Genomic DNA, 14,450 nt, shown 5'->3' with positions numbered 1-14,450 from the left:
TTTTTTATCATTTAAAGTAGTGAAATATGTTTTACAGCTTCTAAAGAGTCTTTTTTTACAATATTAGTATATTTTAAAAGTTCCTCTTCATTTGAGTAACCACATAGTACTCCAACTGAGTTTATAGAGGCATTTGAAGCAGAGATTAAATCAAGTTTTGTATCTCCTACCATAAATGCTTGATGTTTTTTATCATCATATTTAAAAGCATCTAAAGCCTTTAGAATTGGCTCTTTATGAGGTTTTGGGTTTTGCACATCTTCTCTTCCAATTATTACTTCAAAATGTTTTAAAATATCAAAGTTTTCTAATATTGGAGTTGAGTAGATTCTTGTTTTTGTAGTAACCACTCCAAGCCTTGCAAATTTTGAAGCTAAGGTTACTGCTTCAAAAGCATTTTCCAAAAGTAGTGTTTGAGCAACTGAAATATCTTTATATCGCATTTTATAACTATCTACAAAATCCCAAACTATTTTTCTATCCACACCCAAATTTTCAAACATAATATCAAGTGGATAACCAATTTGAACCTTTATATCTTCAATAGTTCCTTTAAAATCAAAATTATGTTTTGAAAAGGCGTGTAAAAATGTACTTGTAATTGCATCTGTTGAGTCAATTAGTGTTCCATCTAAATCAAATAAAATAATCTTCTCTTTTTTGTTCATAAAAATCTTCCTTACTCTTTTATTTCCCAATCTTTTTGATTGTGCATTATTCCTATAATTGATGGTTCTATATTTTTTATCTTTTTATTTACAACTGTAATTGAGTCTGGAATATATAAAAATAGATATGGTAAATCGTTTGAAATAATTTTAAAAATCTCTTTATATATTTTGCTTAGCTCATCTTTATTTACAGTTGTAATTCCTTTTTCAATCAACTCATCAACTCTTTTGTTTTTATAATTTACTAGGTTAAAACCACCTAATTTTGAACTTGAACTATGCCATAAAGGGTAAGCATCTGGCATCAAAGCCAAAGACCATCCTAAAAGTACAGTTTCAAATTTTCGTGGATGAACAACCGTATTTAAAAAAGCTTGCCACTCCATAACTTTGATTTTCATATTTACACCAACTTTTGCTAGTTGGTATTGTAAAATCAAAGCTGTATTTACTCTTATATCATTTCCTGTATTTGTAACAAGTTCAAATGTTAAAGGATTTTTCTCATCATACCCAGCCTCTTTTAATAAAGCTTTTGCTTTTTTTAAATCTTGAACAACTGGTTTTACCTCATCATTATAAGCAAATGAATCTGGCATAAAAGGTCCGTTGCAAACCTTTGCATAACCAAAAAACAAAATATCTATTAACTCTTGCCTATTTATAGCCAAAGATAGAGCTTCTCTAACTTTTATATCACTAAATTTTGGATTTTTTAAGTTAAATCCTAAATAAGAAAAACCGTTACTAGCCTTTGTTAAAATATCAAAACTATTTTTAAACTCATCATCTATTTGTCTTGAAACTTGCATAGCAGTAAGGCTTCCAATATCGAGTTTGTTTTGTTTTAGATACAAAAAAGATGTATTTGTATCTGGTAAAAATTTATATAAAATCCTATCAATTTTTGGACGACCTTCAAAAAAATAATCATTTGCAATAAGTTCAATATCACTTGCTGTTTTAAACTCTTTTAATTTATAAGAGCCTGTTCCTATTGGATTTTTATTAAAACTGCTTGTCATAAGATTTTGTTCATCTTTTAAAATATGGTATGGTAAAAGACCAACCATCCAAATTTCTAAGGCTTTAAAATATGGTTTTTTATACTCAATCTCAACTGTTAAATCATCAAGAGCTTTTACACTTTTTACCTCATTAAAGTTTGATTTTATAGAGTTAAAAACTTTTGGACTTATTATTTGCTCATAAGTAAAAACTACATCTTTTGCAGATAATTTTACACCATCGTGCCAAAGCACATTATCTTTTAATCCAATTATTAATTTTGTAGGAGTTTCAAATTTGTAATATGAAGCGATACTAGTTGTAACATTTCCATCTTTATCATACTTCAAAAGCCCATCAAATAGCCAATCGCTAATCTCACTACTTGCAGAATCATTTGCTAAAATAGGATTTAATCTACTAGGACTTGAACTCATAGACAAAGTAAGAGTTGAGGCACTTAGAGATAGAAAAAATATTATATTTATTATTAAAAATTTCATGGCGTATTGTATTGTTTTTTATATAAATTGGCTTTTAAACTCTATTTGTGATACAATTATTTTTTTTATTGCGGGGGAACACTTAAATGTGTTGAGAAGGTAAAACCTGACCCTTTGAACCTGTTGGTTAATACCAGTGTAGGAAGCAAATTTTAAAAATTAAAATTTAGAACTTAATAACAAATAACTAAAATTTAATTAAAAAAGGTGCTTTCTTGTGAAGGCACCTTTTTTTTTGCCCAAAATAAAAGAAAAAATATTAAAAAAAGGATTGTTATGAAAAAAGTTTTAACCATTGCAGGATCAGACTGTATTGGTGGAGCTGGAATACAAGCTGATTTAAAAACTTTTAGTTCATTTGGAACTTATGGTATGAGTGTAGTAACTGCTGTTGTGGCTGAAAATACATTTAGTGTTATAGAGATTCAAGATGTAACTTCCAATATGATTCAAAAACAACTTGAAGCTGTTTTTGATGATATTGTTCCAGATGTTATAAAAATTGGAATGCTTGGAAATATTGATGCAATGAGAGTTGTAAGTGAGTTTTTACAAAAAGCAAAACAAAACTACAAAGATTTAAAAGTTGTTGTAGATCCTGTTATGTATGCAAAAAATGGTGCAGCTTTAATGGATATAAAAAATATGAATAGCTTAATTGAGCTAATTTTACCTATTGCAGACCTAATAACACCAAATATAGCAGAAGCTCAACACTTAGCAAATATCAAAATAGAGTCAAAAGATGATATAAAAAAGGCTTGTAAAATTATATTTGATAAAGCTTGTAAAAATGTACTTATAAAAGGTGGAGATAGTTTTGATGCTTTGGATATTTTATTTGATGGAAACAGTTTCTTTGAATTTACATCACCAAAAATAAAAACTACAAATACTCACGGAACTGGTTGCACATTCTCATCTGCAATTGCAGCAAACTTAGCTTTAGGAAACTCTTTAAAAGATTCTATTCAAATATCAAAAGAGTATATTTATGAAGCTATAAAAAATGCACCAAATCTAGGAAAAGGAAATGGTCCAACAAACCATTTTCATAAATTTTTTAAAGGAGAGTAGATGATAGATATTTTAGTAGATATATTAAAAGATACAAAAGAAAAAAATCCTTTAATTCATCAAATTACAAACTATGTAACTGTAAATGATTGTGCAAATGTAACTTTAGCAATAGGTGCTAGTCCTGTTATGGCTGATGAGATTGATGAAGTTGAAGATTTTGTAGATATTGCATCATCTTTACTTTTAAATATTGGAACAATAAATAAAAGAGTAAAAAAATCTATAAAAAAAGCATCTTCAAAAGCAAAAAGTATAAATACTCCAGTAATTCTAGACCCAGTTGGAGTTGGAGCTAGTAAGATTAGAACTTCTATTGTAAAAGAGCTTTTAAAAGAGTCAAAAGTTGATGTTTTAAGAGGAAATATATCTGAGATAAAATCAATCTTGAAAATTAGCTCAAATACAAAAGGTGTTGATGCTTCAAAAGATGATTTTGACTCAATAGAAAATCTTAGCTTCATTGCTAAAAAATTATCAAAAAAGTATAAAAATATTGTTGCAATAACAGGTGAAGTTGATATTATTAGTGATGGAAAAAGAGCTGTTGCTATTAAAAATGGGAATGATCTTTTACCAAAAATTACAGGAACTGGTTGTATGTGTTCATCTTTAATCGCTAGTTTTTGTGGAACTTCAAATGATAAACTATTTGAAGCAACTGTTTTGGGTATATTGGTTATGGGTATTGCTGGTGAAATTGCATCTATAAATGCAAATAAAAAAAATCTTGGAACTTTTCATAAAGAGCTATTTAATGTAATAGGAAACTTCAATGAAGAGATTTTAAGAAGTATGGCAAAAATTAAAGTTTTGTCTTAAATTAAACAAAGGAAAAATATGAATAACAACAAAATATTTGCAGAGATGATGATAAATATTCCACTTTGCACTCACTATGAAGCTAAAGAGGTTTTAGTTTTAGGAACTATTGATGATGCTATTGTAAATGAAGCAAAAAAGCACTCAGATGAATCAAATATAACATTCTCAAATCTTGATATTCTTAAACAAAAAGAGGAAAAGAGTGTTGATACAATTATCTTAACAGATATCAAACTTGATTTTCAAACTCTTTCAGATATTTTTAGAGTTTTAAAATCTGATGGAATTTTAACTTTTAGTTCTAGCTTTTACTCTAAAGATATTGAAGCTTTAAAAAATGATTTAGAAGTTGCTGGAAAACTATTTTGGATTGTTATGCCTTTTAGTTTTGGTCACACAACTTCAATTATTGCTTCAAAAAAATATCATCCAACTGCTGATTTAAATCTAAATAGAGCTGAGTTTTTGGAAGATATGGATTATTATAGTGCAGAGATTCACTCTGCATCTTTTGTTTTTCCTGCAAAGGTTCATAAAGAGTTAACTGGTATTGCTAAAAGATAAGGAGATAAAGAAAATGCAAAATATACAAAAATGGTTAGAAGAACACAAAAACGATGAAGTAAGAACGCAAATGTATTATGCTAAAAAGGGCATTATTACTCCTCATATGGAGTTTGTAGCAAAAAAAGAGAACTTAAAACCTGAATTTATTAGAAGTGAAATTGCAAGAGGAAGACTTATTATTCCTGCAAATGTGAATCATATAAATCAAGAACCAATGGCAATAGGAATTGCAAGCTCTTGTAAAATAAATGCAAATATTGGAAGTTCTGCAATTGTTAGCGATGTTCAAGGAGAGTTAGAAAAAGTTGATGTTTGTTTAAAATATGGTGCTGATACAATTATGGATTTAAGTACAGGTGGAGATTTAGATCTTATACGAAAAGCTGTAATAGCTCACTCTACAGTTCCAATTGGAACAGTTCCTATTTATCAAATTTTACATGATGTAAAAGATAAAATAGAGGATTTAACAATTGAGAAAATGCTTGAAGTAATTCAAAGACAAGCAGAGCAAGGTGTTTCATACTTCACAATTCATGCTGGATTTTTACTGGAGTTTATGCCTCATATTGCAAAAAGAAAGATGGGAATAGTTTCAAGAGGTGGAAGTTTAATGGCAGCTTGGATGATGCATTATCACAAAGAGAATCCTTTTTATACAGCATTTGACAAAATTTTAGATATTTGTAGAAAGTATGATGTCTCTTTATCTTTGGGAGATAGTTTAAGACCTGGATGTTTAGCAGATGCAAGTGATGAAGCACAACTAAGAGAGTTAAAAGTTCTTGGAGATTTAACTTTAAGAGCTTGGGAAAAAGATGTACAAGTTATGATAGAAGGTCCAGGACATGTGCCTTTAAATCAAATTGAGAGAAATATGAAAATAGAAAAAGAGTATTGTCATGAAGCTCCATTTTATATCTTAGGACCATTAACTACTGATATTGGTGCTGGGTATGATCATATCTCAAGTGCAATTGGTGCTGCTGTTGGTGGATGGCATGGAGCATCAATGCTTTGTTATGTTACTCCAAAAGAGCATTTAGGTTTACCAAATGCTGAAGATGTTAGAAATGGAATTATTGCGTATAAAATTGCTGCTCATAGTGCTGATATTGCTAGAAATAGAAAAGGAGCTAGAGATATTGATGATGCAATGAGTGATGCAAGATATGCTTTTGATTGGAACAAACAGTTTGAACTAGCACTTGATCCTGACCGTGCTAGAGAGTATCACGATGAGACTTTACCTCAAGATGTATTTAAAGAAGCAGAGTTTTGCTCTATGTGTGGACCAAAATTTTGTTCATATAAAATAACTCAAAAAATCATGAAAGATCATGCAGATAAGATAGCTTAAGGAATTAAGATGAGAGTAAATAATGAAGAGATTTTTATAGAAAAAGAGATAAGTTTGTATGAACTACTTATCTCTAAAAATTTTGAACCATCTAAAGTTGCTGTTGAATTAAATCAAAAAATTGTTCCAAAAATTGAGTATGAGACTACTTTTTTAAAAAATAGCGATGTTTTAGAGATAGTTTGGTTTGTTGGTGGCGGATGATAAATATAGAGCTAAACGGCAAAAATATTCAAACAGAGCATAAATCTGCTTTTTCTTTAAGAGATAGTTTAAATAAAAATGCAATTATTATATTAAATGGTTTTATTTTAGAAAAAGATTTACAAATAAATAGTGGTGACTCTTTGGTGATTATTGAAAAAGGAAAAATGCCATCAAGTGATGAGTTGGAAGCTACAATGGTGTCAAGACACACTCCAAAAGTTCATCAAAAAGTAAAAAATAGCAAAGTTGCTATTGCTGGACTTGGTGGACTTGGCTCTAATATTGCTGTTATGTTAGCAAGAATTGGTGTTGGAGAGCTTTTATTAATAGATTTTGATATTGTAGAGCCTAGCAATTTAAATAGGCAAAGCTACTATATAAAGCACTTAGGTATGAATAAAACAGATGCACTAAAAGAGCAGTTAAAAGAGATTAACCCATTTATAAAAATTATTACAAAAAATATAAAAATAGATAAATCAAATCTAAAAGAGCTTTTTGCCTCTTACGATATTGTTTGTGAGGCTTTTGATAAAGCAGATCAAAAAGCAATGCTTATAAATGGTATTTTGCAAAATTTTCCAGATAAAAAGATAGTCTCTGGTTCTGGAATGGCTGGATACGATAGTTCAAACAAAATTTCTACAAAAAAAGCACTAAAAAATCTATTTATTTGTGGTGATTTAGAAGCAGAAGCAAAAGTTGGAATGGGACTTATGGCTCCAAGAGTAACTATTTGTGCTGCTCATCAAGCAAATATGATTTTAAGGCTTATTTTAGATATTTACGATGTATAAAAATAGGAAAATATTATGAATGATATATTAAAAATAGGAAAATATGAGTTTAATTCAAGATTTATTTTAGGTTCTGGAAAATTTTCACTTCCACTTTTAGAAGCTGTTATAAAAAATGGTGAAGCTCAAATTATTACTTTGGCTTTAAGAAGAGCAAATAGTGGTGGTGTTGAGAATATTTTAGATTATATTCCAAAAAATATAACTCTGCTTCCAAACACTTCAGGAGCTATCAATAGCGATGAGGCTTTAAGAGTTGCAAGGCTTTCAAGAGAGCTTGGGTGTGGAGATTTAGTAAAACTAGAGATTATTAAAGACTCTAAATATCTTCTACCTGATAACTATGAGACAATAAAAGCAACTGAAAAATTAGCAAATGAAGGTTTTACAGTTTTACCATATTGTTATCCTGATTTGTATGTAGCAAGAGATTTAGTAAATGCAGGAGCAGCTGCAGTTATGCCTTTGGGTTCTTTAATAGGAAGCAATAAAGGGCTTTTAACAAAAGAGTTTATTCAAATCTTAGTAGATGAGATAGACTTACCAATTATTGTTGATGCTGGAATTGGAAGACCATCGCAAGCTTGTGAAGCTATGGAGATGGGTGTTGATGCTGTTATGCTAAATACTGCTGTTGCAACAGCAAATGATATTGTTTTGATGTCAGAGGCTTTTAAAAATGCGATAAAAGCTGGAAGAGCTGCTTATTTATCAGGTCTTGGAAGAGTTTTAGATAAAGCCGAAGCTTCAAGTCCATTAACAGGTTTTTTGGGAGATGATAATTGAAAGAGATAAATCATCAACTCTTTTATAAAGATATGGAGGATATTGAATCTGATATTGAATCAATTATCACATCATCTATGCAAAATTTTGATTATTCAAAATATAGTAGCGATGATGTTAAAAGAGCCCTAAAAAAAGATAGATTAGATTTAGAAGATTTTAAAGCCCTACTTTCACCAAATGCAGAAGAGTTTTTAGAGATTATGGCACAAAGAGCAAAAGAGAAGACTAGAAAAAATTTTGGTAACTCTATTTTGCTTTTTACACCTTTGTATATTGCAAACTATTGTGAAAATGAGTGTACATATTGTGGTTTTAAAGCAACAAACAAAATAAAAAGAGCAACACTTACAACACAAGAGCTTGAAAATGAGTTACAAACTATTGCAAAAACTGGTTTAAAAGAGATTTTACTTTTAACAGGAGAAGCCAGAAGAAAATCAAGTGTTAGTTATATTGCAAGTGCTGTTAAACTTGCAAGAAAATATTTCTCAACTGTTGCTCTTGAGGTTTATCCTGTAAATTTAGATGAGTATAAACTACTTCATGAAAGTGGAGCTGATTTTGTAGCTGTTTATCAAGAGACTTACAATAGAAAAAAATATGAAGATGTTCATCTTTGGGGTTCAAAAAGAAACTTCTCTTATAGAATAAATGCTCAAGAAAGAGCCTTAAAAGCTGGATTTAGAGGGGTTGCTTTTGGAGCCTTATTAGGACTTGATGATTTTAGAAAAGATGCTTTTGCTGTTGCACTTCACGCAACACTAATTCAACAAAGATATCCTCATGCAGAGATTAGTTTTTCAGTTCCAAGATTAAGACCATATATAAACAATAAAAACAACAACTCAAATGATGTTTATGAGAAGCAACTTCTGCAAGTTATGTGTGCATATAGAATTTTTATGCCTTATGCAACAATCACAATATCAACAAGAGAGCGAGATGTTTTTAGAGATAATGTTGTTGGTCTTGTTGCAAATAAGATTTCAGCAGGAGTTAGTGTTGGTGTTGGAGGTCATGATGAAGAGAAAAAAGGTGATGAACAGTTTGAAATATCTGATGAAAGAAGTGTAGAAGATGTTCACACTATGATTTTAAATAAGAGCTTACAACCTGTTTATTCAAATTTTATAAGAGTTTAAAATGGCAATTATTGTAACAAATCGAAAACTTTGTTGTGATGATTTTTTAAGAAGAGTTGAACTACTTGCTAGTTCAAAACCAAATGCAATAATTTTAAGAGAGAAAGATTTAGAAAATTGTGATTATGAATCTCTTGCAATAGAGGTTAAAAAGATTTGCCAAAAGTATGGTGTGGATTTTTTTGTAAATAGCTTTATAGGTGTAGCAATAAAATTGAATATAAAAAATATTCAACTCTCTTTTGATGATTTTTTAAATTATCAAGATAGATTAAATAGCTTTTCAAATATCTATGTATCTATTCACTCACTAACTGAAGGAAAAACTGCCCAAAATTTAGGTGCAGATGCAATTATTGCTGGACATATTTTTGAAACTTCTTGTAAAGAGGGTTTAAAACCAAGAGGTTTGGCTTTTTTAAAAGAGCTTTATGAAAATATTGATATTTCTATTATTGCAATTGGTGGGATAAATGAGAAAAATTTTAAAGATGTTTTAAAAAATGGTGCAAAAGATTTTTGTATTATGAGTGAAGGTATGAAAACAGATAATCCAGAATCTTTTTGCGATAAATTTAAATTATAAAAGGAGTTAAAATGTCATTTTCAAGACAATTAAAACAAAAAGCTATAAAAGTTTGGGAAGATGGTTATAACCACCCATTTGTACAAGAGTTGGGAGCTGGGACTTTAGAAAAAGAGAAGTTCAAGTTTTATTTACTACAAGATTATTTGTATCTTTTAGAGTATGCAAAAGTATTTGCAATGGCCATGACAAAAGCAGATGATGAAAAGATGCTTGGAAATCTTAGTGCTATTACAAAAGCAACTTTAGTTGATGAGATGAAACTTCACCATCTGTATATGAAAGAGTTTGGTATTAGTGATGAAGAGGTTAAAAATGTAAGAGCTAGTTTGTTTAACAGAACTTACACAGCAAATATGCTTGCAACTTCTTTAAAAGGTGATTTAGCACACACTTTAGCAACTGTATTTCCTTGTGCTTGGACATATTGTGATTATGGTAAAAGATTAAAAGAGCAATATAAAGATACTTTAGAAAATAATTTCTATAAATCTTGGATAGAAACTTACTCAGGAGTTGAGTTTGAAGAGTCATTTGAGTGGTTTTATGATGCACTTGATGAGCTTGTAAAAAACAGAACAGAAGCTGAAAAAAAAGTGGTTGAAGATATTTTTATTTCAAGTGTTGAGTTTGAGTATATGTTTTGGGATATGGCTTATAATAAACAGATGAGTTATGTGAAAAACTAATTTTACTAGAGATATCATTCTCTAGTATTATATAATTACAAAGAGAAATAATAATCTTTGATTTTAAGTGCCATTAATTTTCTTCTTTCATGTAAAAAGTCTTCATAATCAGAAAATTTACTATTTATTATACTTCTTGGAATACAGTGCATCTCAAAATTTTTAATAAGTTCTTCATGATTTTTTATACCACTAAATTTATTTTTATTATTTGTAAAATTTTCAATTAAAAGCGATAAATAAGTATCTGGAGCTTTATTCCCTACTTTTATATTAATTTCTTGTTGCATATAAACATAGTTTGCTATTTGATTATATTTATTTCTTTCAAAACCATTTCGTTTCAAATAATCTTTTGGGAAAAGATGGTGGATATCACCTCTTAGTAAAATTAAGTCACTTACCAAAACATCTTTTGATAAAAAACCTTTATCATTTGCTTTTACCTGAGAAGCTAAATAAATATGAAAATAAGGACTACTTGCAACAGAAGTATCTAAACTTCTTGGAAGAGAAGCATTCCAGAACGCATCAGAAAGTTCAGCATCCTCTTTTTCTTTTAAATATTCAGACATAGATTTATGGCTTATTTGTTTTATATCAAAATCAAACATACTTTCAGGAGAACCAGAATATCTTCCAGTTAAGACAGAATACACAAACCAACGCTTTACAAATTTTTCTATATCAACTGAATTAACATTTAAATCTCTTAATTTTAAATATAAAATATATGCAAAATTTAGTGCATTTTGAGATCTTATAAGCTTATTGTCAATAAATCCCGCAGATTTTATAATCATCAAGAACTTTTTGAAATTTGTTTCATTTGTAAAATTAATTACACCTTTTTTTAACTTTTCAAATGATTTCTCAGCAATTTCTGTTTCAAATGTTCTTGTTTCAAAATTACGTCCAGATAGTAAACTAACTAAATCAGATAATTTTCCTCTATTAAATTGAGAAGTAAAAGCAACTCTAATTAAATCATTATAATCTGGATCATAAAGATCTTCTTTTTCATTTTTAAGCCACTTAATTTTATTATATAAATCTGTTTGTGCAAATTTTTTATCATTATCTTCAATATGTTTATGAAATTCTGGAGCAATAGCTAAATGGCAGAAGTAATCTATTAATTTTCTAAGTTCATCTCCACCATATTCAGTATTTGAAGATATTTTACTCATTGCGAAATCTGCTTGGCTAAGAACTACTCCTTTTGAATTAATTCTAATAAATATCTCTGTTACAGTTTCTATATCCAAATCCGAAGCAAGTTCAATAAGCCCTATTTGTTTTTTTGGAATATTAATTAAATTGGAAAAAGCATTTCTTACACTCTTTTTATCAACATCAGGATTTAATTCAAAATATTTATCAGCAATTTCAAATAAATCACCATTTATAGCCTCAGAAATATCATGAAGCCAAGTTTTATCTTTTAAAATTGCAGGATTTTGAACTTCAAACTTTTCAGTTATTGGATTAAATGATATTTTTATCTTTATTCTTTTATATGTTTTATCAATAACATATTGACCTAAAATTGCAGCTGTTAATGCAGTAATTCTTTGTTGTCCATCAATAAGGATTTTTTTACCTTCACTTGTACTTCCATCTTTAAGTCTTACATTTGGATTTCTCCATGCAATAATATAACCAATTGGATAGCCTTGATATAAACTATCCATAAGATCTCTTACTTTAGAAGCATCCCAAACAAATGGTCTTTGTATTTCAGGGATTGCAATTTCGCCAGATCTAACCCAAGCTAAAATAGTTTCTATTAAGTGTTGATTAACTGAATATTTCTGCATTTTATTTATTTCCTATAAATGTTATTAATTATTTAACTCTAAAAAAATTTTATAAATATATTATGTGAAATTTTAATTATTAAGTTGATAAATTCATATTATCAAATATATGTATCAATTTTGTAATATCTTATAAATTTATTTTTATATAGTTTATATATGTTACTAATTTAAACTTGTTTAATTAAATAATAGAAGCTACACTTACATAAGAACTATTTTTTATAAAAATTATTTACATCTCAAATAACGATATGTAAAACTTGATTTTACGTATCACTTTAGATAAACTTACTTCATGAAGAAACAAAAATGGATATGGGAATATGATGAGTATCCCAATTTTAAATACAACAAAGAGAAACTAGAACCACTGTTAAGAGATATTGCTTATGAACAAGGCAAACTAAAATCTTTTATGCTTTTAATGGATAAAGAAAGCTCAAAATATTCACTTGCTCAAACTTTGGAAAATGAAATAATAGCAAGTTGTGAAATAGAGGGTGAAATATTAAATAGAGAAAGTGTTCGCTCATCTATTAAACAAAAACTTGGGCTAGAATCAGCAGAACACTACAAAGTTATAAAAAAAGAGGATAACTATGTAGATATTCTTATTGATGCCAACACAAACTATGATGAGGACTTAACTCTCGGTAAACTATTTGGCTGGCACAATGCGATGTTTGAAAAAGGGTATAGTGGATTTTCAAAAATTAAAGAAGCACAGTTTAGAGGTGATGGAGCTATGCAAGTAGTTTCAGGTGACTATGGTAAAGAAAAAATTCACTATGAAGCACCTCCACATGATACACTTGAAAATGAAATGAATATTTTTATAAAATGGTTCAATGAAACTCCTACAACACTAGAAAAAGCTAGCTTAACTCACCTTTGGTTTGTAATCATCCACCCATTTGATGATGGTAATGGAAGAATAACAAGAGCACTAACCGATAGAGTACTATCAAAACTTGAACAATCCTCTTTTTCTAAAATCTATACAATGTCAAAGAGTATATATGAACATAGAAAGGCTTATTATGAAGCTTTGGATAAAACAACAGGAAGATTTCAAAAAGATGATCCTCTTGATATTACTTACTGGATGGAGTGGTTTTTTAAAACATTGCACCATGCACTATTAGATGCTCAAAAACAGTTAAACTATATTGTAGAAAAAACAAAGTTTTGGTATGCACATAGATTTGATGAACTGAACTCAAGACAAATAAAAGTTTTAAATAAGCTTCTTGATATTGGAAGTGAAAACTTTAAAGGTGATCTTACAAAAGCTAAATATGTAAAAATTGCGAATACAGCAGAAGCTAATGCTTCAAGAGATATTGCAGATTTGTTAAATAAAGGGTGCATAAAAAAAATAGAAGGCACAACAGGAAGAGGAACTAAATATACTATAAATCATCTTTATTAATAATCTTTTTAATAGTTTGAAAATATATGACTAAAAATATCAAAAATTTATATGTACTATAAATAAAAAAAGGAAGCGATTTTTCGCTTCCTTTTGGGGAAAATAAAGAAAAATACCAATTATCTTTTTGAGAATTGAGAAGATTTTCTTGCTTTTTTCTTTCCGTATTTTTTTCTCTCTACAGATCTTGCATCTCTTGTTAATAAACCATGTGGTTTTAAGATAGTTCTAAATTGCTCATCGAAAGCAACTAATGCTCTAGAGATTCCGTGTCTTACAGCATCTGCTTGAGCTGAATATCCACCACCTAGAGTTTGTACTACTACATTTACACTTGTCTCTTGTTTTGCTACATTTAATGGTTGCATAACTCTTTTTTTAATTGACTCATGTCCACCTAACCAAGCATCAAGAGTTTGACCATTGATTGTTAGTTGTCCATTTCCATTTTCTAACCACACTTTTGCTATTGCAGTTTTTCTTCTTCCAGTTGCATATACTTTTGCCATTACTATTATCCTTTAATTTGAGCCGTATGAGGATGTTCACTTCCTGCATATACTTTTAATTTTTTTAACATAGCTTTACCAAGAGTAGTTTTTGGAAGCATACCTCTAGTAGCTAATTTATACAATTTTTCAGGGTTTTTTTCAAACATTTCTGACATTTTGTGAGTTTTTGTACTTCCAAAATAACCTGAGTGTGTATAGTAGTTTTTATCATCTAATTTTGCACCTGTAAATTTAGCTTTACTTGCATTAATTATTACTACATAGTCACCACAATCAACATTTGGTGTAAAACAAGGTTTATTTTTACCTCTTAAAATTGTAGCAACTTCAGTAATAATTCTTCCGAATACTTTACCTTCTGCATCAACTACAACCCAAGATCTTTCGATTTCGTTGGCTTTTGCCATTTGAGTAAATTTCATTTATTAACTCCCTTTCTTTAATGAGTTGGAATCATATTTA

The 14,450-nt window shown here is 29.0% G+C and carries 16 protein-coding genes and 1 riboswitch; of the genes, 11 read left to right on the top strand and 5 right to left on the bottom strand.

All coding sequences use genetic code 11. The features are described 5' to 3' along the window. Nucleotides 1-11: 11 nt before the first annotated feature. Together ASKIR_RS00440 and ASKIR_RS00435 are read right to left on the bottom strand one after the other, a co-directional pair. Entirely contained in the window at nt 12-668 is a 657-nt protein-coding gene (locus ASKIR_RS00440) for an HAD family hydrolase (RefSeq protein ID WP_115588045.1), read from the bottom strand. Nucleotides 669-679: 11 nt separating this feature from the next. Continuing rightward, nucleotides 680-2,182, bottom strand: coding sequence for a peptide-binding protein (locus tag ASKIR_RS00435; RefSeq protein ID WP_115588046.1), 1,503 nt, complete (start codon nt 2,180-2,182; stop codon nt 680-682). 62 nt (nt 2,183-2,244) lie between these two features. Further along, a riboswitch (TPP riboswitch) is annotated at nt 2,245-2,344 on the top strand. Between the two features lie 114 nt (nt 2,345-2,458). Here ASKIR_RS00435 and thiD point away from each other — a divergent pair. The 10 genes from thiD to tenA are packed head-to-tail and all read left to right on the top strand — an operon-like array spanning nt 2,459 to nt 10,221. Continuing rightward, entirely contained in the window at nt 2,459-3,259 is an 801-nt protein-coding gene (gene thiD / locus ASKIR_RS00430) for a bifunctional hydroxymethylpyrimidine kinase/phosphomethylpyrimidine kinase (protein ID WP_115588047.1), read from the top strand. After that, on the top strand, nt 3,260-4,081 hold the full coding sequence (thiM, locus tag ASKIR_RS00425) for a hydroxyethylthiazole kinase (protein ID WP_066160260.1): 822 nt from the start codon (nt 3,260-3,262) through the stop codon (nt 4,079-4,081). 18 nt (nt 4,082-4,099) lie between these two features. Next, nucleotides 4,100-4,648: a spermine/spermidine synthase domain-containing protein gene (locus ASKIR_RS00420; protein WP_066160257.1), complete on the top strand. Its 549-nt coding sequence runs from the start codon at nt 4,100-4,102 to the stop codon at nt 4,646-4,648. 13 nt (nt 4,649-4,661) lie between these two features. Continuing rightward, a complete protein-coding gene (gene thiC, locus ASKIR_RS00415; protein ID WP_066409450.1) occupies nt 4,662-6,011 on the top strand; it encodes a phosphomethylpyrimidine synthase ThiC in 1,350 nt (449 codons plus the stop codon). 9 nt (nt 6,012-6,020) lie between these two features. After that, nucleotides 6,021-6,215, top strand: a complete 195-nt coding sequence (gene thiS, locus ASKIR_RS00410; RefSeq protein ID WP_066160251.1) for a sulfur carrier protein ThiS — start codon at nt 6,021-6,023, stop codon at nt 6,213-6,215. Further along, on the top strand, nt 6,215-7,015 hold the full coding sequence (gene thiF, locus ASKIR_RS10225) for a sulfur carrier protein ThiS adenylyltransferase ThiF (RefSeq protein WP_115588376.1): 801 nt from the start codon (nt 6,215-6,217) through the stop codon (nt 7,013-7,015). The genes thiS and thiF overlap by 1 nt, the downstream gene beginning before the upstream one ends. A 15-nt stretch (nt 7,016-7,030) precedes the next feature. Next, nucleotides 7,031-7,801 carry a thiazole synthase gene (locus ASKIR_RS10220; protein WP_066160249.1) on the top strand — a complete coding sequence of 257 codons (771 nt, stop codon included), beginning with the start codon at nt 7,031-7,033 and terminating at the stop codon, nt 7,799-7,801. Between the two features lie 32 nt (nt 7,802-7,833). Continuing rightward, nucleotides 7,834-8,946, top strand: coding sequence for a 2-iminoacetate synthase ThiH (thiH, locus tag ASKIR_RS00400; RefSeq protein WP_066352297.1), 1,113 nt, complete (start codon nt 7,834-7,836; stop codon nt 8,944-8,946). A 1-nt stretch (nt 8,947) separates the two neighbouring features. Then, on the top strand, nt 8,948-9,532 hold the full coding sequence (locus tag ASKIR_RS00395; protein WP_066352065.1) for a thiamine phosphate synthase: 585 nt from the start codon (nt 8,948-8,950) through the stop codon (nt 9,530-9,532). An 11-nt stretch (nt 9,533-9,543) separates the two neighbouring features. Beyond that, a complete protein-coding gene (gene tenA / locus ASKIR_RS00390; protein WP_066352068.1) occupies nt 9,544-10,221 on the top strand; it encodes a thiaminase II in 678 nt (225 codons plus the stop codon). A gap of 35 nt (nt 10,222-10,256) precedes the next feature. Here the strand turns inward: tenA and ASKIR_RS00385 are convergent, their stop codons facing one another. Further along, entirely contained in the window at nt 10,257-12,041 is a 1,785-nt protein-coding gene (locus ASKIR_RS00385) for a GmrSD restriction endonuclease domain-containing protein (protein ID WP_066352070.1), read from the bottom strand. Between the two features lie 298 nt (nt 12,042-12,339). Here ASKIR_RS00385 and ASKIR_RS00380 point away from each other — a divergent pair, with 298 nt between their 5' ends. Next, nucleotides 12,340-13,476 (top strand): Fic family protein, encoded by a 1,137-nt coding sequence (locus tag ASKIR_RS00380; RefSeq protein WP_066352072.1) that lies wholly within the window; start codon nt 12,340-12,342, stop codon nt 13,474-13,476. Between the two features lie 119 nt (nt 13,477-13,595). Here ASKIR_RS00380 and rpsI read toward each other — a convergent pair whose 3' ends face one another. Both rpsI and rplM read right to left on the bottom strand, forming a co-directional pair. Beyond that, on the bottom strand, nt 13,596-13,985 hold the full coding sequence (gene rpsI / locus ASKIR_RS00375; protein WP_066160240.1) for a 30S ribosomal protein S9: 390 nt from the start codon (nt 13,983-13,985) through the stop codon (nt 13,596-13,598). A gap of 5 nt (nt 13,986-13,990) precedes the next feature. Next, nucleotides 13,991-14,410 (bottom strand): 50S ribosomal protein L13, encoded by a 420-nt coding sequence (gene rplM / locus ASKIR_RS00370; protein ID WP_066160236.1) that lies wholly within the window; start codon nt 14,408-14,410, stop codon nt 13,991-13,993. Nucleotides 14,411-14,450: the final 40 nt, after the last annotated feature.

Origin of the sequence: Aliarcobacter skirrowii CCUG 10374 (genome assembly GCF_003544835.1) — a bacterium.
GTDB classification, from domain to species: Bacteria; Campylobacterota; Campylobacteria; order Campylobacterales; family Arcobacteraceae; genus Aliarcobacter; species Aliarcobacter skirrowii.
Note: the sequence above shows the minus strand (reverse complement) of the source record. Positions and strands in the feature narration are given on the sequence as shown.